This is a genomic window from Pseudomonas quebecensis (assembly GCF_026410085.1).
GTDB classification, from domain to species: Bacteria; Pseudomonadota; Gammaproteobacteria; order Pseudomonadales; family Pseudomonadaceae; genus Aquipseudomonas; species Aquipseudomonas quebecensis.
Map to the genome: position 1 here is coordinate 1,728,623 of NZ_CP112866.1, position 24,184 is coordinate 1,752,806.

34 protein-coding genes and 1 tRNA gene are annotated in these 24,184 nt (G+C 57.6%); 24 read left to right on the forward strand and 11 right to left on the reverse strand.

Annotation, left to right across the window (positions count from 1 at the left end):
• Nucleotides 1-21 precede the first annotated feature (21 nt).
• The 6 genes from OSC50_RS08140 to OSC50_RS08165 are packed head-to-tail and all read left to right on the forward strand — an operon-like array spanning nt 22 to nt 5,969.
• A complete protein-coding gene (locus OSC50_RS08140) occupies nt 22-1,575 on the forward strand; it encodes a sugar ABC transporter ATP-binding protein (RefSeq protein WP_266246133.1) in 1,554 nt (517 codons plus the stop codon).
• Nucleotides 1,572-2,549 carry an ABC transporter permease gene (locus tag OSC50_RS08145; RefSeq protein WP_253508512.1) on the forward strand — a complete coding sequence of 326 codons (978 nt, stop codon included), beginning with the start codon at nt 1,572-1,574 and terminating at the stop codon, nt 2,547-2,549. Before OSC50_RS08140 ends, OSC50_RS08145 begins: the two co-directional genes overlap by 4 nt.
• A 3-nt stretch (nt 2,550-2,552) precedes the next feature.
• On the forward strand, nt 2,553-3,575 hold the full coding sequence (locus tag OSC50_RS08150; RefSeq protein ID WP_181081243.1) for a LacI family DNA-binding transcriptional regulator: 1,023 nt from the start codon (nt 2,553-2,555) through the stop codon (nt 3,573-3,575).
• 23 nt (nt 3,576-3,598) lie between these two features.
• Nucleotides 3,599-4,516: a ribokinase gene (gene rbsK, locus OSC50_RS08155; RefSeq protein WP_266246131.1), complete on the forward strand. Its 918-nt coding sequence runs from the start codon at nt 3,599-3,601 to the stop codon at nt 4,514-4,516.
• A complete protein-coding gene (gene rbsD, locus OSC50_RS08160; RefSeq protein ID WP_266246129.1) occupies nt 4,513-4,917 on the forward strand; it encodes a D-ribose pyranase in 405 nt (134 codons plus the stop codon). Before rbsK ends, rbsD begins: the two co-directional genes overlap by 4 nt.
• Nucleotides 4,918-4,940: 23 nt before the next feature.
• The gene (locus tag OSC50_RS08165; RefSeq protein WP_181081246.1) at nt 4,941-5,969 is read left to right on the forward strand and encodes a nucleoside hydrolase; all 1,029 of its coding nucleotides are present in this window, start codon (nt 4,941-4,943) and stop codon (nt 5,967-5,969) included.
• Between the two features lie 32 nt (nt 5,970-6,001).
• Here OSC50_RS08165 and OSC50_RS08170 read toward each other — a convergent pair whose 3' ends face one another.
• Nucleotides 6,002-6,214, reverse strand: coding sequence for a hypothetical protein (locus OSC50_RS08170; RefSeq protein WP_181081247.1), 213 nt, complete (start codon nt 6,212-6,214; stop codon nt 6,002-6,004).
• 170 nt (nt 6,215-6,384) lie between these two features.
• Between OSC50_RS08170 and OSC50_RS08175 the strand changes: the two genes are divergently transcribed.
• The gene (locus tag OSC50_RS08175) at nt 6,385-6,693 is read left to right on the forward strand and encodes a hypothetical protein (RefSeq protein WP_253508510.1); all 309 of its coding nucleotides are present in this window, start codon (nt 6,385-6,387) and stop codon (nt 6,691-6,693) included.
• 144 nt (nt 6,694-6,837) lie between these two features.
• Nucleotides 6,838-7,155 carry an I78 family peptidase inhibitor gene (locus OSC50_RS08180; protein ID WP_181081249.1) on the forward strand — a complete coding sequence of 106 codons (318 nt, stop codon included), beginning with the start codon at nt 6,838-6,840 and terminating at the stop codon, nt 7,153-7,155.
• A 72-nt stretch (nt 7,156-7,227) separates the two neighbouring features.
• On the opposite strand, the gene OSC50_RS08185 is transcribed toward OSC50_RS08180, so the two are convergent.
• Together OSC50_RS08185 and OSC50_RS08190 are read right to left on the reverse strand one after the other, a co-directional pair.
• Nucleotides 7,228-7,440, reverse strand: a complete 213-nt coding sequence (locus tag OSC50_RS08185; protein ID WP_003234260.1) for a cold-shock protein — start codon at nt 7,438-7,440, stop codon at nt 7,228-7,230.
• Between the two features lie 289 nt (nt 7,441-7,729).
• Nucleotides 7,730-8,044 carry a hypothetical protein gene (locus tag OSC50_RS08190; protein WP_253508508.1) on the reverse strand — a complete coding sequence of 105 codons (315 nt, stop codon included), beginning with the start codon at nt 8,042-8,044 and terminating at the stop codon, nt 7,730-7,732.
• A 365-nt stretch (nt 8,045-8,409) separates the two neighbouring features.
• Between OSC50_RS08190 and thrS the strand changes: the two genes are divergently transcribed.
• The 9 genes from thrS (at nt 8,410) to OSC50_RS08235 (ending at nt 15,866) form a co-directional block, all read left to right on the forward strand.
• The gene (gene thrS, locus OSC50_RS08195; protein WP_003192490.1) at nt 8,410-10,332 is read left to right on the forward strand and encodes a threonine--tRNA ligase; all 1,923 of its coding nucleotides are present in this window, start codon (nt 8,410-8,412) and stop codon (nt 10,330-10,332) included.
• Nucleotides 10,332-10,883 carry a translation initiation factor IF-3 gene (infC, locus tag OSC50_RS08200; protein WP_169850653.1) on the forward strand — a complete coding sequence of 184 codons (552 nt, stop codon included), beginning with the start codon at nt 10,332-10,334 and terminating at the stop codon, nt 10,881-10,883. Before thrS ends, infC begins: the two co-directional genes overlap by 1 nt.
• 60 nt (nt 10,884-10,943) lie before the next feature.
• The gene (gene rpmI, locus OSC50_RS08205; RefSeq protein WP_002553160.1) at nt 10,944-11,138 is read left to right on the forward strand and encodes a 50S ribosomal protein L35; all 195 of its coding nucleotides are present in this window, start codon (nt 10,944-10,946) and stop codon (nt 11,136-11,138) included.
• Nucleotides 11,139-11,168: 30 nt separating this feature from the next.
• Nucleotides 11,169-11,525 carry a 50S ribosomal protein L20 gene (gene rplT, locus OSC50_RS08210; protein WP_002553161.1) on the forward strand — a complete coding sequence of 119 codons (357 nt, stop codon included), beginning with the start codon at nt 11,169-11,171 and terminating at the stop codon, nt 11,523-11,525.
• A 109-nt stretch (nt 11,526-11,634) separates the two neighbouring features.
• The gene (gene pheS, locus OSC50_RS08215; RefSeq protein ID WP_266246125.1) at nt 11,635-12,651 is read left to right on the forward strand and encodes a phenylalanine--tRNA ligase subunit alpha; all 1,017 of its coding nucleotides are present in this window, start codon (nt 11,635-11,637) and stop codon (nt 12,649-12,651) included.
• 26 nt (nt 12,652-12,677) lie between these two features.
• A complete protein-coding gene (gene pheT, locus OSC50_RS08220) occupies nt 12,678-15,056 on the forward strand; it encodes a phenylalanine--tRNA ligase subunit beta (protein ID WP_266246123.1) in 2,379 nt (792 codons plus the stop codon).
• A gap of 3 nt (nt 15,057-15,059) precedes the next feature.
• The gene (gene ihfA / locus OSC50_RS08225) at nt 15,060-15,362 is read left to right on the forward strand and encodes an integration host factor subunit alpha (RefSeq protein WP_002553164.1); all 303 of its coding nucleotides are present in this window, start codon (nt 15,060-15,062) and stop codon (nt 15,360-15,362) included.
• Nucleotides 15,343-15,699 carry a MerR family transcriptional regulator gene (locus OSC50_RS08230; protein ID WP_003174972.1) on the forward strand — a complete coding sequence of 119 codons (357 nt, stop codon included), beginning with the start codon at nt 15,343-15,345 and terminating at the stop codon, nt 15,697-15,699. The genes ihfA and OSC50_RS08230 overlap by 20 nt, the downstream gene beginning before the upstream one ends.
• A gap of 90 nt (nt 15,700-15,789) precedes the next feature.
• Nucleotides 15,790-15,866, forward strand: a tRNA-Pro gene (locus OSC50_RS08235).
• 82 nt (nt 15,867-15,948) lie between these two features.
• Here the strand turns inward: OSC50_RS08235 and OSC50_RS08240 are convergent.
• The 5 genes from OSC50_RS08240 to OSC50_RS08260 all read right to left on the reverse strand — a co-directional run bounded on the left by OSC50_RS08240 (nt 15,949) and on the right by OSC50_RS08260 (nt 18,425).
• Nucleotides 15,949-17,133, reverse strand: a complete 1,185-nt coding sequence (locus OSC50_RS08240) for a tyrosine-type recombinase/integrase (RefSeq protein WP_266246122.1) — start codon at nt 17,131-17,133, stop codon at nt 15,949-15,951.
• 292 nt (nt 17,134-17,425) lie between these two features.
• Nucleotides 17,426-17,773, reverse strand: a complete 348-nt coding sequence (locus OSC50_RS08245) for a hypothetical protein (protein ID WP_266246121.1) — start codon at nt 17,771-17,773, stop codon at nt 17,426-17,428.
• The gene (locus OSC50_RS08250) at nt 17,766-17,933 is read right to left on the reverse strand and encodes a hypothetical protein (RefSeq protein ID WP_266246119.1); all 168 of its coding nucleotides are present in this window, start codon (nt 17,931-17,933) and stop codon (nt 17,766-17,768) included. Before OSC50_RS08250 ends, OSC50_RS08245 begins: the two co-directional genes overlap by 8 nt.
• On the reverse strand, nt 17,930-18,154 hold the full coding sequence (locus OSC50_RS08255) for an Arc family DNA-binding protein (protein WP_266246118.1): 225 nt from the start codon (nt 18,152-18,154) through the stop codon (nt 17,930-17,932). Before OSC50_RS08255 ends, OSC50_RS08250 begins: the two co-directional genes overlap by 4 nt.
• Nucleotides 18,155-18,203: 49 nt before the next feature.
• Nucleotides 18,204-18,425: a hypothetical protein gene (locus tag OSC50_RS08260; protein WP_266246116.1), complete on the reverse strand. Its 222-nt coding sequence runs from the start codon at nt 18,423-18,425 to the stop codon at nt 18,204-18,206.
• A gap of 255 nt (nt 18,426-18,680) precedes the next feature.
• On the opposite strand from OSC50_RS08260, the gene OSC50_RS08265 reads away from it, so the two are divergent.
• From OSC50_RS08265 to OSC50_RS08275, 3 genes are read left to right on the forward strand one after another with little or no spacing between them, the layout of a single operon-like run.
• On the forward strand, nt 18,681-18,917 hold the full coding sequence (locus OSC50_RS08265) for a hypothetical protein (RefSeq protein ID WP_266246115.1): 237 nt from the start codon (nt 18,681-18,683) through the stop codon (nt 18,915-18,917).
• A gap of 44 nt (nt 18,918-18,961) precedes the next feature.
• Complete coding sequence (locus tag OSC50_RS08270; RefSeq protein ID WP_266246114.1) at nt 18,962-19,477, forward strand: DUF6978 family protein; 516 nt, start codon at nt 18,962-18,964, stop codon at nt 19,475-19,477.
• Nucleotides 19,477-20,253, forward strand: a complete 777-nt coding sequence (locus OSC50_RS08275) for a DUF1828 domain-containing protein (protein ID WP_266246113.1) — start codon at nt 19,477-19,479, stop codon at nt 20,251-20,253. The genes OSC50_RS08270 and OSC50_RS08275 overlap by 1 nt, the downstream gene beginning before the upstream one ends.
• A 38-nt stretch (nt 20,254-20,291) precedes the next feature.
• Here the strand turns inward: OSC50_RS08275 and OSC50_RS08280 are convergent, their stop codons facing one another.
• Together OSC50_RS08280 and OSC50_RS08285 are read right to left on the reverse strand one after the other, a co-directional pair.
• A complete protein-coding gene (locus tag OSC50_RS08280) occupies nt 20,292-20,579 on the reverse strand; it encodes a type II toxin-antitoxin system RelE family toxin (protein ID WP_266246111.1) in 288 nt (95 codons plus the stop codon).
• Complete coding sequence (locus tag OSC50_RS08285) at nt 20,569-20,856, reverse strand: type II toxin-antitoxin system Phd/YefM family antitoxin (protein WP_181081261.1); 288 nt, start codon at nt 20,854-20,856, stop codon at nt 20,569-20,571. The genes OSC50_RS08280 and OSC50_RS08285 overlap by 11 nt, the downstream gene beginning before the upstream one ends.
• 396 nt (nt 20,857-21,252) lie before the next feature.
• On the opposite strand from OSC50_RS08285, the gene OSC50_RS08290 reads away from it, so the two are divergent.
• Nucleotides 21,253-21,570, forward strand: coding sequence for a helix-turn-helix domain-containing protein (locus tag OSC50_RS08290; RefSeq protein WP_034099046.1), 318 nt, complete (start codon nt 21,253-21,255; stop codon nt 21,568-21,570).
• A 51-nt stretch (nt 21,571-21,621) separates the two neighbouring features.
• On the opposite strand, the gene OSC50_RS08295 is transcribed toward OSC50_RS08290, so the two are convergent.
• Entirely contained in the window at nt 21,622-22,047 is a 426-nt protein-coding gene (locus OSC50_RS08295; protein WP_253508488.1) for a hypothetical protein, read from the reverse strand.
• A 198-nt stretch (nt 22,048-22,245) separates the two neighbouring features.
• On the opposite strand from OSC50_RS08295, the gene OSC50_RS08300 reads away from it, so the two are divergent.
• The 3 genes from OSC50_RS08300 to OSC50_RS08310 all read left to right on the forward strand — a co-directional run bounded on the left by OSC50_RS08300 (nt 22,246) and on the right by OSC50_RS08310 (nt 24,174).
• Nucleotides 22,246-22,554, forward strand: coding sequence for a hypothetical protein (locus OSC50_RS08300; RefSeq protein WP_266246108.1), 309 nt, complete (start codon nt 22,246-22,248; stop codon nt 22,552-22,554).
• Nucleotides 22,555-22,637: 83 nt separating this feature from the next.
• Entirely contained in the window at nt 22,638-23,306 is a 669-nt protein-coding gene (locus tag OSC50_RS08305; protein ID WP_253508486.1) for a GntR family transcriptional regulator, read from the forward strand.
• A 61-nt stretch (nt 23,307-23,367) separates the two neighbouring features.
• Nucleotides 23,368-24,174: an ABC transporter substrate-binding protein gene (locus OSC50_RS08310; protein WP_266246106.1), complete on the forward strand. Its 807-nt coding sequence runs from the start codon at nt 23,368-23,370 to the stop codon at nt 24,172-24,174.
• The last annotated feature ends 10 nt before the right edge of the window (nt 24,175-24,184 follow it).

Genomic DNA, 24,184 nt, shown 5'->3' on the forward strand with positions numbered 1-24,184 from the left:
CGGACGCCTGGAGATTTTCCTATGTCATCTTCCGCCCCGAACGCTGTCCTCTCGGTCAGCGGTATCGGTAAGACCTATGCCCAGCCTGTGCTGGCCGACATCACCCTGACGCTCAATCGTGGCGAAGTGTTGGCACTGACCGGTGAAAACGGCGCAGGCAAAAGTACCTTGTCGAAGATTATCGGCGGGCTGGTCACACCGACCACCGGGCACATGCAGTTCAACGGCCAGGATTACAGCCCGGCCAGCCGCACCCAAGCCGAGGCGCTGGGTGTGCGCATGGTCATGCAGGAGCTCAACCTGCTGCCGACCCTGACCGTAGCCGAAAACCTGTTTTTGCATAAGCTGCCCAGCCGCGGTGGCTGGATCAGCCGCAAGCAATTGCGCAAGGCGGCGATCGAGGCCATGGCCCAGGTCGGCCTGGATGCCATTGATCCGGACACCCTGGTCGGCAGCCTCGGCATCGGCCACCAGCAAATGGTCGAGATCGCGCGCAACCTGATCGGTGACTGCCATGTGCTGATCCTCGATGAGCCCACGGCCATGCTCACCGCCCGCGAAGTCGAGATGCTGTTTGAACAGATCACGCGTCTGCAGGCCCGTGGCGTGGCGATCATCTACATTTCGCACCGGTTGGAAGAATTGGCCCGGGTCGCCCAGCGGATCGCGGTATTGCGTGACGGCAAACTGGTGTGCGTCGAGCCGATGGCCAACTACAACAGCGAGCAACTGGTCACGTTGATGGTCGGTCGCGAGTTGGGCGAGCACATCGACCTGGGGCCCCGTACCATCGGCGGTCCGGCGCTGACGGTCAAAGGTCTGACCCGCTCGGACAAAGTCCGCGATGTGTCTTTCGAGGTACGTGCCGGTGAGATCTATGGCATTTCCGGCCTGATCGGCGCCGGGCGTACTGAATTGCTGCGCTTGATCTTCGGCGCCGACCAGGCCGACAGCGGCACTGTAGCCCTGGGCACTTCGGCCCAGGTGGTGAGCATTCGTTCACCGGTTGATGCAGTAGGCCATGGCATTGCGTTGATCACCGAGGACCGCAAGGGCGAAGGTCTGCTGCTGACCCAGTCCATCAGCGCGAACATTGCCCTGGGCAATATGCCGGAGATTTCCAAAGGTGGCGTGGTCAATGGCCGCGATGAGACCGCCCTGGCCAAGCGTCAGATCGATGCCATGCGCATCCGCAGTTCCAGCCCGGCGCAACTGGTGTCGCAATTGTCCGGCGGCAACCAGCAGAAGGTGGTGATCGGCCGCTGGCTGGAGCGCGACTGCTCGGTGATGCTGTTCGACGAGCCCACGCGCGGTATAGACGTTGGCGCCAAGTTCGACATCTACGCTTTGCTCGGCGAGTTGACCCGCCAGGGTAAGGCGCTCGTGGTGGTGTCCAGCGACCTGCGTGAACTCATGCTGATCTGCGATCGCATCGGCGTGCTGTCCGCCGGGCGCCTGATCGACACGTTTGAGCGCGACAGTTGGACCCAGGACGAATTGCTCGCCGCCGCCTTTGCCGGCTATCAGAAACGTGATGCGCTGCTCAACGATGCAGTGCTTAGGGATACCCCATGAAAACAACTATTTCTCCCGGTAAAACCGGCGGCAACTTCTATGGCCTGGGGACTTACCTGGGCCTGGCAGGAGCCTTGCTCGCGATGATTGCGCTGTTCTCGGTGCTGAGCGATCACTTCCTGTCCTACGACACGTTCAGCACGTTAGCCAACCAGATTCCGGACCTGATGGTGCTGGCGGTGGGCATGACCTTTATCCTGATCATCGGCGGTATCGACCTGTCGGTTGGCTCGGTGCTCGCATTGGCGGCGTCGGCGGTCAGTGTGGCGATCCTCAGCTGGGGCTGGAGCGTTTTGCCGGCCGCCGTGCTGGGCATGGGTTGCGCCGCATTGGCCGGCACGCTCACCGGTTCGATCACCGTGGCCTGGCGCATTCCGTCGTTTATCGTGTCCCTCGGTGTGTTGGAAATGGCCCGCGGCGTCGCGTACCAGATGACCGGTTCACGCACCGCCTACATCGGTGACTCGTTCGCCTGGCTGTCCAACCCGATTGCCTTTGGTATTTCACCGTCGTTCATCATCGCCTTGCTGGTGATCATTGCGGCGCAACTGGTTTTAACGCGCACGGTATTCGGTCGCTACCTGATCGGTATCGGCACCAACGAAGAAGCGGTGCGTCTGGCGGGGATCAATCCCAAGCCCTACAAAATATTGGTATTCAGCCTTATGGGCCTGCTGGCTGGCGTGGCCGCGCTGTTCCAGATTTCGCGCCTGGAAGCGGCGGACCCGAACGCCGGTTCCGGCCTGGAGCTGCAAGTAATCGCGGCGGTGGTGATCGGTGGCACCAGCCTGATGGGCGGGCGCGGTTCGGTGATCAGCACGTTCTTTGGCGTCTTGATCATCTCGGTCCTGGCTGCCGGCCTGGCGCAGATCGGCGCCACCGAGCCGACTAAACGCATCATCACCGGTGCCGTGATCGTGATCGCCGTGATCCTCGATACCTACCGCAGCCAGCGCGCCAGTCGGCGAGGCTAAGCCATGGCAACGATCAAGGATGTGGCAGCACTTGCGGGTATTTCCTACACCACGGTGTCCCATGTGGTGAACAAGACGCGCCCGGTCAGCGAGCCGGTGCGTCTCAAGGTCGAAGCGGCGATCAAGCAGCTCGACTATGTGCCCAGTGCCGTCGCGCGTTCGCTCAAGGCCAAGACCACCGCTACCATCGGCCTGTTGGTGCCTAACAGCCTCAACCCGTACTTCGCGGAACTGGCCCGTGGCATCGAGGATTATTGCGAGCGTAACGGTTACTGCGTGATTCTCTGCAACTCCGACGACAACGCTGAAAAGCAACGCAACTATTTGCGGGTGTTGCTGGAAAAAAGAATCGACGGCTTGATCGTGACGTCCGTAGGCGGTGATGACAGTGGGCTTGCCGCAGGCTTGAGCGCGGTGCGCACGCCCATGGTGATTGTCGACAGGGCGTTGGATGGCATCGACGTCGATCTGGTGCGTATCGACCATGAGGAGGGCGCTTACCTGGCCACTCGCCATTTGCTTGAGCTGGGGCACCGCGACATTGCCTGTATCGGTGGCCCGGCGCATACCCGAGTGGCGCAGATGCGCCTGGCAGGGTATCAGCGGGCGCTGCACGAAGCGGGCGTGAAGGTGCCGGCCGCGCGCGTCCGCGACAGCGACTTCACCAGCACCGGCGGTTATGCTGCCGCGGTGCAACTGCTGGCGGATAAGCCGCCCAGCGCAATTTTCGCCAGCAATGACATGATCGGTTTCGGCGTGCTGCGCGCGGCGGCGGAACGCAATATCCGCGTGCCCGGCGAGCTGTCGGTGATCGGTTTCGATGACATTCAAATGGGCCGTTACGTTTACCCGGCGCTGACCACGGTGGGGCAGTCCATCGTGCAATTGGGCGAGACGGCCGCCGAGCTTTTACTGCGACGGATCGCAACCCCTCAACTGCCGATCGATCAACGTATCGTGACGCCGAGCATTGTGTTGCGCGAGTCGACGGCACCCGTCGCCGGTGTGTTTGCCCAATACCGCTGAACCGAATTGATGAGTATTGATGTATGCCCGCAAAAGTAGTGGTAATAGGCAGCTTGAACATGGACCTGGTCACCCGCGCCAGCCGTTTGCCGCGCGCCGGTGAAACGTTGATCGGCCAGACATTTTCCACCGTGCCCGGCGGTAAGGGCGCCAACCAGGCCGTGGCGGTGGCGCGCTTGGGAGGCGAGGTGGCGATGATCGGCTGCGTGGGCTCCGATGCCTACGGTAGCCAATTGCGCGATGCTTTGCTGGTCGAGGGTATCGATTGTCAGGCTGTGGCTGCCGTCACTGGCTCCAGCGGCGTGGCGTTGATCGTGGTGGATGACAGCAGCCAGAACGCGATCGTGATCGTGGCCGGCAGCAATGGCGCTCTGACGCCAGCCTCATTGCAAACGTTCGACGCGGTGCTGCAGGGGGCCGACGTGATCGTCTGCCAGCTTGAAGTGCCCATGGACACCGTAGGGTACGCCCTCAAGCGTGGCCGTGAACTGGGCAAGACCCTGATCCTCAATCCGGCCCCGGCCAGTGGCCCGTTGCCGGCCGAGTGGTACGCCTCGATCGACTATCTGATTCCCAACGAAAGCGAAGCCAGTGCGCTGAGTGGCGTGACGGTCGATTCCCTCGACAGCGCCAAAGAAGCCGCGACTCGCCTGATCGAAGCCGGTGCCGGCAAAGTCATCGTTACCCTGGGTGCGCAAGGTGCGTTGTTTGCCGATGGCCAAGGGTTTGAGCACTTGGTGGCGCCCAAGGTCAAGGCGGTTGATACCACCGCAGCCGGCGACACCTTCGTGGGCGGTTTTGCAGCCGCATTGTCCGCTGGCAAAAGCGAAGCCGAGGCCATCCGCTTTGGCCAGGTTGCAGCCGCGCTGTCGGTCACCCGCGCTGGCGCACAACCTTCCATTCCAACGCTGCACGACGTACAAGGTTTTGTGCCCTCATGAAAAAGACTCCGCTGCTCAATATCGCGCTGTCGCGTGTGATCGCCTCCCTGGGCCATGGCGACATCCTGGTCATCGGCGATGCCGGTCTGCCGGTGCCGCCGGGTGTCGAGCTGATCGACCTGGCGTTGACCCAGGGTATTCCTGACTTCATCAGCACTTTGCGCATTGTGCTCAGTGAAATGCAGGTGGAGAGTCATGTGCTGGCCAACGAGATTCTGCTCAAACAGCCAACGGCGCTGGCGCAGCTCAATACCCTGGCTGACCAGGCCGCGCTCGGCGAGCGTCACCTGCTCAGCCATGATGAGTTCAAACAGCTGAGTCGCAAGGCGCGCGCCGTGGTGCGCACTGGCGAGTGTCAGCCTTACTGCAATATTGCGCTGGTGTCCGGCGTGACGTTCTAGTCTTTTCCAACAAGGAGTGTTCTATGCAACGTGGTCTACCCATCCTGAGAAATCTGTTCCGGAGTGTTCTGCTTTTGTCCGCACTCACTGCAGCAAGCGCCCAGGCGGCGGAAAAAATCGACCTGATCATCGACACCGATCCTGGCGCCGATGATGTGGTGGCATTGTTGTTCGCCATGGCCTCTCCGGAAGAGCTGAGCATCCGCGCGCTCACCACCGTCGCCGGTAACGTGCGCCTGGACAAAACTTCCCGTAACGCAAGGCTGGCCCGCGAGTGGGCGGGGCGCGAGGATATCCCGGTATACGCCGGTGCGCCGGCGCCGCTGCTGCGCACGCCGATCTATGCCGAGAATATTCATGGCAAGGAAGGCATTTCCGGTGTGACCGTGCACGAGCCCAAGAAGGGGCTTGCTGAAGGTAATGCCGTCGATTACCTGATCAAGACTTTGCGTGCCGCCAAACCACACAGCATTACCATCGCCATGCTCGGCCCGCAGACCAACCTGGCGCTGGCCCTGACCCAGGATCCGGAAATCACCCAAGGTATCAAGGAAGTGGTGGTGATGGGCGGTGCGCACTTCAACGGTGGCAATATCACGCCGGTGGCTGAGTTCAACCTGTTCGCGGACCCCGTCGCAGCGGAAATCGTGCTCAAGAGCGGCGTCAAGCTGACCTACCTGCCGCTGGACGTGACCCACAAAGTGCTCACCAGTGAGGCGCGCTTGAAGAAAATCGCCGACCTCAAGAACAATGCGAGCAAGGTGGTCGGCGACATTCTCAATGAGTACGTCAAAGGCGACATGGAGCACTACGGCATTCCCGGTGGCCCTGTTCACGATGCCACCGTAGTTGCTTACCTGCTCAAGCCCTCGCTGTTCAGCGGTCGAGCGGTCAACGTGGTGGTAGACAGTCGTGAAGGCCCGACCTTCGGCCAGACTATCGTCGATTGGTACGACGGCCTGAAACAACCGAAAAACGCGTTCTGGGTTGAGAACGGCGATGCCCAGGGCTTTTTCGATCTGTTGACCGAACGTCTGGCGCGCCTTAAGTAAACCTGTGTCGGTCGGCGCTCGCCGGCCGGCTCTCAGTCTCGCTCGGGTTTTTCTGCGCCCCTGTGATCGGCCGGGTATTTTTCGAATACCTGGCCGATGAAAGCTTGTGCGGCCTCAGTGCCCATTTCCTTGACCAGCAGATCAATTCCGATAATCGCCAGCTCCTCAGGGCTGCCAGGGCTATAGGCGCTTTGGCCCTGAGGCCACTTGGCTTTGATGTCGGCTTGGAGCGTTACGGTGGTCATGAAAATCTCGCGAGGCTGAAAATACTGGGCAGGGCGCTGGAGCGCGGTTTCTGGCCACGCAGTTAATCATCTTGCAGGCTGTTTGGCACTGATACTTAGGCATGAGACGCTCAGGCGTTCGCTCGAACTGTGCGACACTCGCACCGTGTTTAACCATCGGGAACCACCGCGTGCAGATCGATTTGAATAACCCCGAGAGCCTCACACGGGATGCCGTGCGCCAATTGCTCGCCAGTGCCAGTGACGACGAACATGCCCAACTGCGGGTGACCAAGGCCGGCATAGCCTACATCTCATCCGGAAAGGCCGTGGGTGGGGTCGACATCGCAGGGTTGCTGTTTCGCTTGGAGACGTGGGCCAAAGGTTCCGGGTACGTCGGAAACGTGGCAGCCAGTGACGAAGTGTGGGTCACGCAGATTTTCAACGCGTTGAAGCAGAACTGGCCTACGCCGGCAGATGCCTACATCGATATCTACTGATTGCATTCATATCTGGTCACGATTGACCTGGCGAATGCCCCGCAAGAGTCAGGCAGACTTGCCCCTTGACGGTTTACGTCTTGAAACCAAATCGTAAGACCGCTGTCGCACGATCTCTGTCCATTTTTTATCATAGGAGGCTTCATGCCTTGGAAGCTCGCATCATTCGGTACTTTGTTGGCGGCACTCGCACTGGCGGGTTGCAGCACCTCGGGTACCTCTGAGCCGGCCAAAGATGCCGTGGCCGACGCCGGCCATAGCCGCTGTGAGGCGAAGGCCGCCGAATTTGCGATTGGCCAGAAAGCCTCTGCGCAACTGCTTGAGCAGGCACGCGCGCGATCCGGTGCGCAGAATGCGCGGATCCTCAAGCCCAACGATATGATCACCCTGGAATATCGCTCCGACCGCCTGAACCTGAATACCGATGACAACCTGGTGATCACTCGGGTTAATTGCGGCTGATCGATATCGACCTTCGCAGCGCCCATAAAAAACCCCGTCACATGGACGGGGTTTTTTTAGCTCAGCGGAGAATTACTCGCCGCGAACCTGTGCAGCTTGCATACCCTTTTGGCCTTTCTCAGCCACGAAGGAAACGGTTTGGCCTTCTTTCAGGCTTTTGAAACCGTCGCTTTCGATAGCTTTGAAGTGTACGAACAGGTCGTCACCGCCACCTTGAGGAGTGATGAAGCCGAAGCCTTTTTCATCGTTGAACCATTTAACGGTGCCGGTTTGGCGATTAGACATGGTGTATCTCCAAGAAACATATATTTTCAGTAGTGCTGTGCTGCTCAGGCCAACTGGGCACACCGGGCTATCATAGTCGAAATGTTCGGCTTGGGAGCCCCCCCAAGGCATTGTTTGCTAATCAATAGCGTTGCGTTTAGCCCTTTGACTGGCTGAAAGCCCCGGTCTACGGGGCTTTGATGCAAAACATAAGGGTGTAAAAAAAGCCGTAAAAGCTGCGTATTTTGTGAGAAACGAGGCATTTCAGGCCGTTTTTTCAGGCAAATAGCCGTCTGATCGGGCGGCGATATTACTTTTTCTTCACGACTTTGCAGGACGAAATAGCCGCCACCGCTTTGTTTTTAAGCTGCGGGCTGGCGTTCTGGTTAGTCATGAGTTCTTTGATTTCTGCAGTACTCAATTCCGCGTTGATTTTGTCCGCGCCACATTCGCAATGGGCCTTGGCGGTCTTGGCGTCCACGTTCTGGCTGGCTGCGGCGCTGCAGTCGCTGACAAAGCTTTCACGGGCACCGGCTGGCCAGTTAGACGGGGCTGCGGCCTGAGCGCCGAAGGAAAGAACAGTCAGGGAGGCGGCGAGAGCGAGGGTCGAGGTAAAACGCATCATGGGATGCTCCTATGGGTCGAGGACGAACGGCGATTCTCAGTGGCTTTGAGGCGCCGCGTACAGCTCAAGTTCACTTTTGCAGCTATAAAGCCTGGAAATCTGCATTACCGGCGGCGGCGGCTCTGCGATGACCGTTCATCTGTGCTAGCATCGACGCCCTGGCTATTTCCCGGTGTGCCAAAGGCCGCCTTGCCACGTTACTTTTGTTCACTCCAGTCACTCTGGTTCGATGATCGGTTGGCCGAGAGGCTCCTGCCGCTGTAAGGCAGGCGTTCAGAAATGAACGGCCTGATATTGGATCTTGTACTGGCTCATCCCAACCCACGTGACCTTTGGTAGGGGTCACCACTAGGAGAGGAGGCGCCATGCCAACTATTACTCTTCCCGACGGCAGTCAGCGTTCATTCGATCATCCGGTTTCGGTAGCCGAAGTCGCCGCGTCGATTGGCGCAGGCCTGGCCAAGGCCACCGTGGCCGGCAAGGTCGACGGCAAACTGGTCGATGCCAGCGACCTGATCACCAGCGATGCCAGCCTGCAAATCATCACGCCCAAGGACCAAGAGGGGCTGGAGATCATTCGCCACTCCTGTGCGCACTTGATTGGCCATGCGGTCAAACAACTGTACCCGACTGCAAAAATGGTGATCGGCCCGGTCATTGAAGAAGGCTTTTATTACGATATCGCCTACGAGCGTCCTTTTACTCCGGATGACCTCGCGGCCATCGAACAGCGCATGCACGCCCTGATCGAAAAAGATTACGACGTGATCAAGAAGGTCACGCCGCGCGCCGAAGTGATCGATGTGTTCACCGCCCGCGGCGAAGATTACAAGCTGCGTCTGGTCGAAGACATGCCGGACGAGCAGGCCATGGGCCTGTACTACCACGAAGAATACGTGGACATGTGCCGTGGTCCGCACGTGCCGAACACGCGCTTCCTCAAGTCGTTCAAATTGACCAAGTTGTCCGGCGCCTATTGGCGCGGCGACGCCAAGAATGAGCAGCTGCAGCGTATCTACGGTACTGCCTGGGCTGACAAGAAGCAGCTGGCCGCTTATATCCAGCGTATCGAAGAAGCCGAAAAACGCGATCACCGCAAGATCGGCAAGCGCCTGAACCTGTTTCACCTCCAGGAAGAAGCGCCGGGCATGGTGTTCTGGCACCCGAATGGCTGGACTCTGTACCAGGTGCTTGAGCAATACATGCGCAAGGTTCAGCGCGAAAACGGCTACCTGGAGATCAAGACTCCGCAGGTCGTTGATCGCAGCCTGTGGGAGAAATCCGGGCACTGGGCCAACTACGCCGACAACATGTTCACTACGCAATCGGAAAACCGCGACTACGCCATCAAGCCGATGAATTGCCCGTGCCACGTGCAGGTGTTCAACCAAGGCCTGAAGAGCTACCGCGAGTTGCCGATGCGCCTGGCCGAGTTCGGTGCCTGCCACCGCAACGAGCCCTCGGGTGCGCTGCACGGCATTATGCGCGTGCGTGGCTTCACACAGGACGACGCCCACATCTTCTGCACCGAAGAGCAGATGCAGGCTGAGTCGGCTGCGTTTATCAAGCTGACCATGGATGTCTATCGCGATTTCGGCTTTACCGAAGTCGAGATGAAGCTGTCCACTCGTCCGGAAAAGCGCGTCGGCTCCGACGAATTGTGGGATCGCGCCGAAGCTGCACTGGCCGCAGCGCTCGACAGCGCGGGTCTCGCGTACGATCTGCAGCCGGGCGAGGGCGCCTTCTACGGGCCCAAGATTGAATTTTCGCTGAAAGATTGCCTTGGCCGTGTCTGGCAATGTGGTACCTTGCAGCTCGATTTTAACCTGCCGATCCGTCTGGGAGCCGAATACGTCTCCGAAGACAACAGCCGTAAGCACCCGGTCATGCTGCACCGGGCGATCCTCGGTTCGTTCGAGCGGTTCGTCGGAATCCTGATCGAGCACTACGAGGGTGCATTCCCTGCGTGGCTGGCTCCAACCCAGGCAGTGATCATGAATATCACTGATAAACAGGCAGATTTTGCCGCTGAAGTTGAAAAAACTCTCAACGAAAGCGGATTTCGTGCCAAGTCCGACTTGAGAAATGAAAAGATCGGCTTTAAAATCCGCGAGCATACTTTGCTCAAGGTTCCCTATCTTTTGGTTATCGGAGATCGGGAAGTCGAGATGCAGACTGTCGCTGTGCGTACTCGTGAAGGTGCTGACCTGGGCTCGATGCCCGTCGCCCAGTTCGCTGAGTTCCTCGCGCAAGCGGTTTCCCGGCGTGGTCGCCCAGATTCGGAGTAATTATTATTAAGCGTGAAATGAGACAAGATAAACGAGCTGCACCGAAAGCCCCGATCAACGAGAATATCTCGGCACGCGAGGTTCGGTTAATTGGCGCTGACGGCGAGCAGATTGGCATCGTCTCGATTGATGAAGCGCTTCGTATCGCTGAAGAGTCCAAGTTGGACCTGGTGGAAATTTCCGCCGACGCAGTCCCGCCTGTTTGCCGGGTGATGGACTACGGCAAATCGATCTTCGAAAAGAAGAAGCAGATTGCTGCAGCGAAGAAGAACCAGAAGCAGATTCAAGTAAAAGAAATCAAGTTTCGTCCAGGGACGGAGGAAGGGGATTACCAGGTAAAACTGCGCAACCTGGTACGTTTCCTGAGTGATGGGGACAGGGCCAAGGTATCCTTGCGATTCCGCGGCCGTGAGATGGCCCACCAGGAGCTGGGGATGGAACTCCTCAAGCGGGTTGAAGCTGACCTGCTCGAGTACGGTTCGGTCGAACAGCATCCTAAGATGGAAGGACGCCAGCTGATCATGGTCATCGCCCCGAAAAAGAAGAAGTAATCAACAGGGCACGGCAGGCCTTCTGATTATGTTTATCAACTGAATGCGGAGTATCCGAACATGCCAAAGATGAAGACTAAAAGTGGTGCTGCTAAGCGGTTTCTGAAAACTGCTAACGGTATCAAGCACAAGCACGCTTTCAAGAGCCACATCCTGACCAAAATGTCGACCAAGCGTAAGCGTCAACTGCGCGGTAGCAGCTTGCTGCATCCGTCTGACGTGGCAAAAGTCGAGCGCATGCTGCGCCTTCGTTAATTTTTGGATCAAGAATAGAGGAAGTAACTCATGGCTCGTGTAAAGCGTGGCGTCATTGCCCGTAAACGTCACAAAAAAATTCTGAAACTTGCTAAAGGCTACTACGGCGCGCGTTCACGCGTATTCCGTGTTGCCAAGCAAGCGGTAATCAAGGCAGGCCAATACGCCTACCGTGACCGTCGTCAGAAAAAACGTCAGTTCCGCGCTCTGTGGATCGCTCGTATCAACGCTGGTGCTCGTGTTAACGGTCTGTCCTACAGCCGTTTCATCGCCGGTCTGAAAAAAGCGTCCATCGAGATCGACCGTAAGGTTCTGGCTGATCTGGCAGTGAACGAAAAAGCGGCGTTTGCTGCGATTGTCGAGAAAGCTAAAGCCACCTTGGCTTAAGTACCCCCGACAGTCACCTTGGGTTGCTCCTGCAGCCCAAGGTGTTAAACGTCATAAATAGGGGAAGAGCCTTCAAGCTCTTCCCCTATTTTGTATCTGGAGTCTGTACATGGAAAACCTGGACGCGCTCGTCGCTCAAGCTCTCGAGGCTGTGCAAAGCGCTGAAGATATCAATGCCCTGGAGCAAATCCGGGTTCACTACCTTGGCAAAAAGGGTGAATTGACTCAGGTGATGAAGACCCTGGGGAATTTGCCGGCGCAAGAACGTCCGCAAGTCGGTGCGCTGATTAACGTCGCCAAGGAGCGTGTCACAGAGGTTCTCAATGCGCGCAAGGCGTCGCTCGAGGAGGCCGATCTTGCGGCCAAGCTCGCCGCCGAGTCCATTGACGTTACCTTGCCTGGTCGTGGTCAGGCCTCGGGCGGTCTGCATCCGATTACCCGGACTCTGGAACGTATCGAACAGTTCTTCACCCATATCGGCTACGGCATTGCCGAAGGCCCCGAGGTCGAAGACGACTATCACAACTTCGAAGCGCTCAACATCCCAGGCCATCACCCGGCCCGGTCGATGCATGACACCTTCTATTTCAATGCCAACATGCTGCTGCGCACCCATACCTCCCCGGTTCAGGTCCGCACCATGGAAGCGAACAAGCCGCCGATCCGCATCGTCTGCCCAGGCCGTGTGTACCGCAGCGACTCCGATATCACCCACTCGCCGATGTTCCATCAGGTCGAAGGCCTGCTGGTAGATCGCGATATCAACTTCGCCGACCTTAAAGGCACCATCGAAGAATTCCTGCGGGTGTTCTTCGAGAAAGAACTGGCGGTGCGTTTCCGCCCATCGTTCTTCCCGTTCACCGAGCCTTCCGCTGAAGTCGACATGGAATGCGTGATGTGCAGCGGCAAAGGCTGTCGCGTATGCAAGCAGACCGGTTGGCTGGAAGTCATGGGCTGCGGCATGGTTCACCCGAATGTGTTGCGCATGTCCGGGATCGACCCGGAGGAGTTCTCGGGCTTTGCCTTCGGCATGGGCGTAGAGCGCCTGGCTATGCTGCGTTACGGCGTGAACGACTTGCGTCTGTTCTTCGACAACGACTTGCGGTTCCTCGCGCAATTTCGCTAGTCGTAACGAATCTTTAGGAGAGCAGGATGAAATTCAGTGAACAATGGCTGCGTGGCTGGGTAAGCCCGCAGGTAAGTCGCGACGAGCTGGTCGCTCGTCTGTCGATGGCCGGTCTTGAGGTCGATAGCGTTACGCCGGCCGCCGGTGTTTTCAGTGGCGTGGTAGTGGGTGAGGTGCTGAGCACCGAGCAACACCCCGATGCTGATAAGTTACGTGTATGCCAGGTCAGCAACGGCGCCGAAACGTTCCAGGTCGTGTGCGGAGCGCCCAACGTGCGCCCGGGCCTGAAGATTCCGTTTGCCATGATCGGCGCCCAGCTGCCGGGCGACTTCAAGATCAAGAAGGCCAAACTGCGTGGTGTTGAGTCCAACGGCATGCTGTGCTCCCAGGCTGAGCTGCAGGTAGGCGAGGGCAATGACGGCCTGATGGAGCTGCCGGCCGATGCGCCGGTGGGCCAGGACATCCGTGTCTATCTGGAGTTGGAAGACGCCAGCATCGAGGTCGACCTGACTCCCAACCGTGGTGACTGCCTGTCCCTGGCGGGGCTGGCGCGTGAAGTAGGCGCGTTGTACAACGCTCCAGTCACTCGCCCAGTGGTCGCCGCAGTGGCTGCGGTGCATGATGAAGTGCGGCCGATCGAAGTGCTGGCTCCAAACGCCTGCCCGCGTTACCTGGGCCGTGTGATCCGTAACGTCGACCTGTCCAGGCCTACCCCGCTGTGGATGGTTGAGCGCCTGCGTCGCGCGGACGTGCGCAGCATCGATGCTGCCGTCGACATCACCAACTATGTGATGTTGGAGCTGGGTCAACCGCTGCATGCGTTCGATCTCGCCGAAATCAACGGTGGCATTCGCGTACGCATGGCCGAAGAAGGCGAAAAGCTGGTGCTGCTCGACGGCCAGGAAGTGGCCTTGCGCGCCGATACCCTGGTGATCGCCGACCATTCCCGCGCCCTGGCGATTGCCGGCGTGATGGGTGGCGAGCACAGCGGTGTGTCCGCGACCACCCGTGACGTGTTCCTTGAAAGCGCATTCTTCGACCAGATTGCCATCGCCGGCAAGGCCCGTTCCTATGGCCTGCATACCGATGCATCACACCGCTACGAACGTGGCGTGGACTGGAAGCTGGCCCGCGAGGCCATGGAGCGCGCCACTGGCCTGTTGCTGGAAATCACCGGTGGCGAAGCTGGTCCGATCACCGAAACCGTCAACGAGCAGTACCTGCCGTCCGTTGCGCCGATCACCCTGCGCGCCAAAAGTGTCGAGCAGATGCTTGGCCTGGTGATCGCACCGGCTGAAATCGAACAGCTGTTGTCTGCTCTCGGCCTGGGTATTTCTTCGAGTGGGGAAGGACAGTGGCACGTTGAAGTGCCAAGCCATCGCTTCGATATCAGCCTGGAAGTCGACTTGATTGAAGAGCTGGCGCGCTTGTACGGCTACAACCGCCTGCCGGTTCGTTATCCGCAAGCGCGCCTGGCACCGCAACCCAAGGCCGAAGCGCGTGCGCATCTGCCTGAGCTGCGTCGCTTGTTGGTGGCTCGTGGTTATCAGGAGGCAGTGACCTACAGCTTCATCGATCCCAAGCAGTTCGAACTGTTCAACCCTGGCGTCGAGCCGCTGCTGCTGGCCAACCCTATTTCCAACGACATGGCGGCCATGCGCTCTTCGCTGTGGCCAGGCCTGGTGAAAGCGCTTTCCCATAACCTGAACCGTCAGCAAGACCGCGTGCGCATGTTCGAAAGCGGCCTGCGCTTCGTCGGCCAACTGGACGGCCTCAAGCAAGAGCCGATGTTGGCGGGTGTTGTATGCGGTAGTCGCTTGCCCGAAGGCTGGGCGCAAGGCCGCGACGCGGTAGATTTCTTCGACGTCAAGGCTGATGTGGAAGCGGTGTTGGGCTTCGCCGGTGCACTGGACGCTTTCACGTTTGTGCCGGGCAGTCATCCAGCGTTGCATCCTGGCCAGACCGCTCGCATCGAACGCGAAGGGCGCCTGGTGGGCTTCATTGGTGCTCTGCATCCTGAATTGTCGAAAACCCTCGGTCTCGACCGTCCGGTCTTTGTTTTCGAATTGGTATTGGCTGAAGTGGCTGCAGGCAAGATGCCCAAATTCAGCGAGTTGTCGCGCTTCCCTGAAGTGCGCCGTGACCTGGCGCTGATCGCCGATCGTGGAGTGCCCGCCACTGCCGTTATGGAGGTAATCCGTGAAAATGCAGGGGAATGGCTGACGGACCTCAGGCTATTTGACGTCTATCAGGGTAAAGGTATTGATCCGCATAGAAAAAGCCTTGCGGTCGGCTTGACCTGGCAGCATCCATCGCGCACTCTTAATGACGATGAGGTGAATGCCACGACACAAAATATCCTCACCTCGCTTGAACAAAGGTTAAACGCCACGTTAAGGAAGTGACGTATGGGGGCTTTGACGAAAGCTGAGATGGCGGAACGTCTGTACGAAGAGCTGGGTCTTAACAAGCGCGAGGCCAAGGAATTGGTCGAGCTGTTTTTTGAAGAGATCCGTCACGCTCTGGAAGACAACGAACAGGTCAAATTGTCCGGTTTCGGCAATTTTGACCTGCGGGACAAACGCCAGCGGCCTGGCCGCAATCCAAAAACGGGAGAAGAAATCCCGATCACGGCTCGCCGTGTGGTCACCTTTCGTCCAGGGCAGAAGTTGAAGGCCCGAGTTGAGGCTTATGCTGGAACCAAGTCATAACGACGAGCTACCCGTCATCCCAGGCAAGCGCTACTTCACCATCGGTGAAGTCAGCGAGTTATGTGCGGTTAAACCGCACGTGCTGCGCTATTGGGAGCAGGAGTTTCCTCAACTCAACCCCGTCAAACGCACCGGGAACCGTCGGTATTATCAGCGCCAGGATGTGCTGATGATCCGACAGATCCGCGCATTGCTGTACGACCAGGGATTCACCATCAGCGGTGCGCGCCAGCGCATGTCCGGTGATGAAGCCAAAGACGACACCACTCAGTACAAGCAATTGATCCGCCAGATGATCTCCGAGCTCGAAGATGTGCTGGTGGTTTTGAAGAAATAAATCCGGCTTTTAAAATACTTCCACATTTCAAAAGCTTGCGGTATATTCCTGATCGCTTCCTTGCGAAGCAAACCCAGTAACACGCCTAGTCGGGGCGTAGCGCAGTCCGGTAGCGCACTAGCATGGGGTGCTAGGGGTCGAGTGTTCGAATCACTCCGTCCCGACCATATTATTCAATGACTTAGCCGCTTTCGAGCGGTTTTGTTGTTTTTGCCATAGTGACTTTCCGAGTGACCTTGGCCTTTTTCTTCACGCTTCCCTCCTTTTCAGAATCGTCAGCGCTGGTGCGCGCGAGTCGGTTGCTGATACTTTGTTTGCTGCCGCAATTAGCTGATCCAGTTCCGCCGCTGAGTAGTGGCTCGTGATGCTTCCGTTCTTGTGGCCGAGCAGCGCTTTCCGATCCTCCTCTGTCACACCTGCAGCGCGCAGCCTTCTCCCAAAGGTGTGCTTCAAGTCGTGAATTCGGATTTTGGCAAAGCCATCATGTGCCGGCCGCAAGAATTTCTCCTGCCACTTCTTCGCCGCTCGAATCCGCGCCTTCTTCCATGCCGAGTCGTTCATGCGGTGAACCGTAGTTTCGTTCCCTTCACCATCTGGCTTGCCAAACGGGAAGACGTAGAGCGGATGCTTGCCGCGCTGCTTCTCGATAACTGATTTGGCGACGTCATTCATCACGACCAAGCGCTCGTCCCGGTTCTTGACTCCAGCCCTTGCGCTCCTTCCTCCAAAACCAGCCGGTATCAGGAACACACTCGTTCCCAGCTCAGGTACGGCAATCTCCCAATTCCACTGAAGTTTGCATACCTCCTGCTCCCGACACCCCGTATTGACCTTGAACATTGCCATGGTCTGAAGGTGCGCCGGAAGCTCGGCGAACAGGATCGACTGCTCTTCCCACGAAAGCGGGTAGGGCTTTCGGCTGTTCGTCTTCTCATCCAGCAGAGAAATCATCGGAACAACGTCCAGCAATGGCCGGCGCTCTTCATCACGCCACTTTCGCGCGCAGAGGTTCAAAACCCGAATAACCCGTTGAAGTGCGATGTTCACCGTCCTGTTCGTGACTGGCTTGCCCGTCGACGGGTTCAGCTTCGATTGCACATATGGTGCCAGCGCGTCGTCATCGATGTGAGTCAGTGGCATGTCGCCGATGAACGGGTCGAGCTGCTCCATATATGTCGCCGAGATGTGGATGGAAGCCTGATTCTTTACTTCAAGCAGGAAGCGAGTCGCCACCTCCCGCCAGGTCCTAACACGCCGAATGCCGTACACCTTCTGCTGGCGCAACTTCTCCAATTTATGGATCAGGTACTGCTCTGCTTCGGCGCGGTTACAAGTGCCAGTACTCTCTTGAATTCGCTCTCCTCTGTATTTTTTGTCGATCTTCCAGATGCCGTTCGGCATTTGCTGGAGGCCGGTGATTGCTTTTTGGGCCATGGCAATTCTCCTTTCTTCTTGCCCTGGCGCTCACTGCGGGGGCGATTGTTGTCCTGATCGGCCAGTTTTTTCAATTGCCATGGACTCAGCCCAAGAATCTGCCCATTCATCCAGTTCGATGCGGTCGAAGCCAACGCCCTGTTTCCCAATGGGGAATTCGCGAACGTTGGGCCGAACCGTTTTGTTAAATTCTTCTCTGCACATGCCCAGGTACGCAGGGGCAGTTGACGCTCTGAGGAAGCGAGGAGCGGTCTCTTTGGTTGGTAATGCAGTTGACTTGGCCATAGAGTCATCACTGTTCGATGGAAGACGTTGTTTGCACTGACTTCCTGACGGGAAAGGCCTCGCCCTCCCACTTGCCGGGCTTGCCGCGTATCGCGCCATGTAGGTCATAACGGTGGGGCTTCTTGCTGGCGAATAGCTTTTCACACGCCTTCAGCAAGACGCTTTCATCTTCTATTGCCAACAACTCCTGGCCAGCCATAGAACCCACCTGAATCCAGCCGGATTTATCGCGTCCGTAGTGTTCTGTCTTGAACAAGCGATACCTGTTCCGGTGTCCGGTACCGGGTGAAGATGTCTCGGTGTTCATGTAGAACGCGACGCCATCGAGGCGCACCCGCAGTACTGTCTTAGCCATGGAGCTCACCACCTTGAAAGTGGTCTGCCAGCACCCTGCGCGCGTCGATGCCGCACGATGCGGACATGGCGTAGATCTGGCCGAAGGTGGTTTCTCGACGCTGCAGGGCGTTGAACAGTTCGATCAGGCGCTTGCCCACGGGCCCGTTGCCGCGACTCATTGCTTCGAACTCCCCGCCAGATTGGTTGCACTTACTAGTGCATCCAGCAGTAGTCCTTGTCGCTTCTGTCCGTCCAGATACTGGCGCACGGCTTGGACGAATACGCTGTTCATGCTGCGGTCCGCGGCGTTCGCAGCCGCTTCAATGTCAGCGCGCAGGCCGTCAGGCAGGCGCACCACAAACTTGTCGGCGGTGCGGGAATCGTATTGGTTGGTGCTCATAATGATCTCCTGGCGAGCTCATGAAATATTGGGGAGCTGGCTGACTGGGTTAATCGCCTGATTTCGGCGTGGTGACGAGGAGGAATAAGCAGGCGCTCGCAATGAGCCAAACTGCGGTGCCGAAGAAAGCCGCCGCCACGTCGAGATCCGAGGAACTGCTGATCAGGTCGCGTGCTGAAAAAAGCAGCCAGGTGCCAGAGGCGGTGGCGTAGATCAGGATGGAGATCATCACCTTGAATAGCTGAAGCGGTGTGATGGGCTTACGTGACATTCACTTTCTCCAGGGCGAGCAGGGGCCCGCCGCGTTGTTGGCTTTCGCAAAAAAATGAGGTGCTCTTGTTTCGCCATGAGGTGGCGAAGGAGTGGCTATAAATTAGCAATAGCTAAATAAATTAGCAAATGGGTTTGTAGATTTTGGTTTGCTAATTTTTAGGAGGGGCTGACTCGTAGTGGCTAAGTAATGGTGTTAAATTCTGCAAACCAAGCGCCCGGCTACCTGGCGCTGCTGGAGTTTTAGGATGCAGCCATGGCCCTCACCAAACCCAACCAGCAACTGCGCCGTGACCTGAAAGAGGCTGCGACCCTGCTCAAGTGGTCGGGCGTGGACTTATTCGAGGTTGCCAAGCGGCTTCTCGCGGCCGGTGATGAAATCACCGCGGACGAGCTGATGATGATCGCGCTGAGCTACCAGGCAATGGAGGACAAGCTGGTGGGTTATGCGGATGATGTGAAGGAGGGAAGGATTGTGCGGGCGCGGGACTAGAAATGTGGCGCTGAAGTATTTCAACGAAAAACCACGGAGCACTGATGGGCGACATCATTCTTACGGACGAGCAGATAGAGCACCTACTCGAGGCGCCAAAAGCGGCGACTTCATCAAGTGCGCGCTGGAAGACGCAAAGAGGATCGAGGCAGCGCAACTACGATCTTCAGTCTCAAGATGGCAAGCTCCTTTTCTCCCTCTACCTTCGTCAAAACGAGCGGCTGAAGGAGTCCTTCTCCTGTGGGCTTCTTTATCTGCACGCTGGCGGTGAAAAAGTAACCCTGGCGCGCTACAACGGTAGCGACCATCCTCATTACAATCCGCTCGACGGCACTCGCTCCGACAATCATTGTCACATTCATCGAGCGACCGAACGTTATATGGCTGCGGGCCGGAAGTCAGAGCACTTTGCCGAGAGTACCGATCGCTATACAGATCTTCATGGCGCGCTCAGAGCGATAATCGACGACTGCAAGATTACCGGAATACGCCTCGCCAACCAGGTAGATGACGACGATAATGAAGAAGCAAATGACGATCAGTTGGACCTAGACCTGTGATGAACATCGACCAACAAGCACTCGAAAAGCAACTCTGCAACACGTTTTGCCAAGACGTGAGAGTAAGTGTGGGCGATAGTTTTGCTCGGGTAAATCTACCCATGACAGGCCGCGACGGAGACGGATTCACCGCATATTTGAAGCCCATCTCTGCCGGATGGAGAATATCCGACATGGGCACAACAATGATGCGCCTTAGCTACGAAAACGACCTATCTAAGCTGTTCACTGGAGCGCGCGGAAAGCTGTTTGAGACTATCCTCAAGGAAGGCGGTCTTGCGGAGGACGATGGCGAGTTATATCTGGAGGTTTCAAGCGACGCCATCCCTCGTGGGCTATTCACGCTCGGACAGGGTATCACCCGAGTAGAGGATATTGGCCTATGGACGCGTAGCCGAATAGAGTCGACCTTCTACGAGGACCTCGCCTCTGTTATCGAATCCATATTGCCGCCAGAGCAGATTGAGCGAGGCTATGTCGTTCCGGGCGTGCCTAATGGCGATTCATACCCTGTTGACTACCATATCCACGCGCCACGTCGGCCGCTTTATCTATTTGGGGTGAACACTAAAGAGAAGGCGATGCTCACCACCATCATTCTTCAGCACCTGCAGGCGGCTAGAAAAGACTTCGATTCGATGGTCATATGCTCGAACATTGACGACATTCCAAAATTGGATAGGCGTCGACTGATAAACGCAGCTAACGATGTGGTTGCCAACATCCAAGATACAGACGCTATCCGGACGAAGGTTGAACACCGCATAAGAGCTTGAGTGCAAGCCCGGCCCAGCGCCGGGCTTCTTGTATATGCCTACCGCTTCCCAGCCTGCTCGTAAACCGAACCTCGCTCGCGTTTACCGACGGCCAGCACCAGGATAACAATCCGCTCGTCCTCAACGCGGTACACAAGTCGGTAGCCGGCGCCGCGCAATTTGATCTTGTAGCAGTCCTTCATGCCATGAAGCGCATCGCCTGGAACTCGCGGGCCGGACTGCCGTTCCTGGAGCTTTTTCAGAAACTGGAGGCGTATTGTTCCGTCGAGTTTACGCAACTCCTTCAGTGCCTTCGGATCCCACTCAACCTCGTACTCAGCGGCCATTGGCGATATCTGCCTCTGCCTCGCCAATCAGATCGTCCAGAGATACCCGAACAGGTGTTTCTTTAGCATCGAGCCGAGCCTTGACCAGTTGGACCAGCTCCAGTTCGTCCAGGCGCTCAACCATCGCCTCGTAGACGTTTGCTGGAACCATGTAGCCCATAACGCGGTTGTGGTTCAGCACAGCCACAGGCATGCCGTTGGCGCCGCTCAAGACGGAGGAGGGGTTCTTCTTGAGTTCAGATACGCTGACGGCCACATCAGCCAGAATATTTTGCATAGATAAGACTCCTAGATAGGTCTTTATTCTGGTCTTTTTGTCATGGTGTGGCAAGCGCCTGCTATGTGCTCAGTACATGCTCGGGCACTTGTAGAGGCTAATCGCTGAGCTGTCTAAGCCGGTGCTACCGACTATATATAGCGTTTGAATGTTGGCCTTCTGTGCAATAAAGCCTTCACAGGAGTAGCTGCACATCATGATCCTGGCAGTGAAGCAAATGTTCTGCAGCCTCAGCTTGTACAGGTCTTGAGGCCAAGTCATGCAGTCGTAATCACCGCCAATGGGGCAGGTGACTCTCTCAAGTCCGCCAGAGGTCAAGACTGTTGACCCTGCCAGGTTATCAATATCTTCATATCCCCACGCCGCCTGGCTCAGCCCAGCAATGATCAGCGGCAAATGAAAAAGAAGCGCGATCTGTTTGCTGAGCTGATGCAAGGCGTAAACGAGATGGGCGAGCACCGGCAAGGGAAGATCACACTTCGACAGTACGAAGTTGAGGCTCTTGCGCCTCCAGAGGTGACGGCTGCTGAGATCGTTTCCATCCGTGAGAACCTTCACATGTCGCAGCCGGTTTTCGCCCGGCAAATCAGGACCAGTCCTGACACGCTGAAGAACTGGGAGCAATCGAAGTCAAAGCCAAATGCCCAGGCGGCGCTGCTGATTAAGTTGGTTCAGCGCTTCCCTGACATGGTTGAGCGACTCAACGCCGTTTGAAACGATGATTACCTTGAAGCCCGGCCAAGTGCCGGGCTTTCTGCATCCGGCTCAAGGCTTTTCAGCGTTGGCCTTCTCAAGCAGGGCGGCTATGCCCTCAAGCAGAACCAAGTCCGACTCCTTGAGTCTTCCCTTCGCCGCAGCCCTGGCGAGTTTCTCGATAACCGCAACTGCCCGCGGCGTGGCCTTGTCCTGAAGGGCCTGGTAAGCAGACGCCGCCTCTCGCACCACATCCTGACGGATGTACTCACCCTCGATCAATGCCGGCCCGTGCCCATTCGGGTTGACCAGCACACCAGGCGTGAGCCCGATTTTCTTCTCGAGGTTGAGCGCCGCTTTCTCACCCAATGAGCGGTGCCCATTGAGGATCTGTGACAAATACGAAGCGTCCAGATCGTGCTGGTCGGCGAAGTCTTTCTGACTGAGTGGGCCGATGACGCGCCGCAGCGCGTCGACCCGAAGAGTTTTGATATCCATAGGCGATAGTGTCCCTGCGTTAGCAAACAGTAAATTATAAAATGCTATTTCTATCTAAATTAGCAAAATGTAATCTTAGCTTCTTTCGGAGACTAACATGACGCTACTCGAACTCATCCGGTCCCTCGACACACCTTTCGGTGGAGTCGGTGGCCAAGCGCAGCGGCACCAGCGCCGGGAACTTTAAACAGATCGCCCATGGCTTTCGCCGGGCAGGCCCAGACCTCGCCATCAATCTTGAGCGGGAGTGGAGCAGGGCGGTTACCTGTGAAGAGTTCCTGTCCGAACGACGAATCGCACCGCCCAAACCTGGAGCAATTTCTCCACATTCTGGTGCACAGCAAGAACGTTGAACCGCTGGATCACCTGGTCAACACATTGGGCTACCCGGCACTTTCCTGCACACAGATGGCGCCTCTGCTGAGCCATTTGGTAGCACATTCGATCTTCAATCAATCCGGCCATGGCGATCGCATTTCCATGCTGCCTGCCAAATCAAACACTTAAGCAGTGCCCATCGCACCTGGCACACATTCTGCTCTGTTTGTATTCGTGGATAATTGGATACAAAAAGTCAAAAGGTGCTGCCAATGCAATTTGCTCCCGTTTACGGTGATCGTCAGCCGCTGACTGCCGAGGAGGAGGCCTATAACTTCCTGCTCGATGCGATCTGCGGCGGACGCTATCGCAAAGGTGATCGGTTGATTGCCGAAGACATTGCCAGCGAGATCGGCATGAGCCGCATGCCGGTGCGCGAGGCGTTTCGCCGTCTGGATGCTCAAGGCCTGGTGACCTTGCGTCCCAACCGCGGTGCGATCGTCAGTGGCCTGGACATTGACGAGTTGCACGAGGTTTTCGAAATGCGCAGTGCCCTCGAAGGCCTCGCGGTGCGTGTGGCGGTCGGGCGCATCGGCGAGCGTCAATTGGCGGCGCTGGAGCGTCTGCTGGATGAAATGGATGACTACCGCGATGAAAGCGCCGAGTGGGTCAGCCGACATCGCGCCTTCCACGAGTACTTGTGCAGCCTCAGCGGCCGGCCGCGGTTGATGAAGCAGATTTCGGCGTTGTATTCCCTGGTCGAAGCGCCAATGCGGTTGTGGCTGCAGCACGGTGAAAAGCCCCTCAGCGCGCGCCAGGAGCACTCAGTGATCCTGGAAGCGATCCGTGCCGGCGATGCGGCTCGCGCTGAGGCGGTGGTGCGTGAGCACATCGAAGGCACTGTGCCGGCGCTGATCCAATTCCTGCAAACAGAACAATAAGATCCATTGTGTTTTGACGTTGAGTCCTGCCCCGTTTTTCAACGAACTGGAGTGTCTGGTCATGCATAAACACCGCGCCTTGCTGGTGGCTGTCTCCCTCGGTCTGTGCACGCAATGGGCCGTCGCCGCGCCCCAAGTGCCGGAGCGCTTGCGCAACGTCGATAAACTCACTTATTGCTCGGGGATGGATTCCCCGCCGCTGGTGTCTTTCGATGAATCCCAGAAACCGCGTGGCCTCACCGTCGACCTGGGCCTGGAAATCGCCAAGCGCCTGGGCGACAAGCAGGTGCAATGGAAGGTGATTCCGTTCTCCGGCCTGGTGCCGGCGTTACTCGCCCAGCAATGCGACATGATTGTCGACCAGCTGTTCGACAAACCCGAGCGGCGGCAAGTGATCGACATCGTCAACTACATGTACTCCAGCCAGTCGGTGGTGGTGCCCAAGGGCAACCCCAAGGGCATCAAGACCCTGGATGAGCTGTCCGGCCACAAGGTCGCGGTGCTTAACGGCTCCACCATCAAGACCCTGCTGGACACGCATAACGACAGCCTGGCCAAGGCCGGCAAGCCGCCGATGAAACTGGTGGTCTACAACACCGACACCGATGCCTTCCAGGCCCTGCGCATCAGCCAGGTCGACGCTTACGGCACCACCGTGGAAACCGCCGGTTATTACGCAGCGATGGCGCCGGACCTGTTCCAGGAGGGCGTGCCCGCGTTCAGTCGCATCCTCACGGGCCTGGGCATGCGCAAGGATGACCCGCAACTGACGGCGGCCGTGCAGCAGGTGATCAGCGACATGCGCAGCGATGGCAGCTATGCGCAGTTGCTGAATAAATGGCATGTCAGCAGCGACACACTCGACTGAGGTCCGGCGC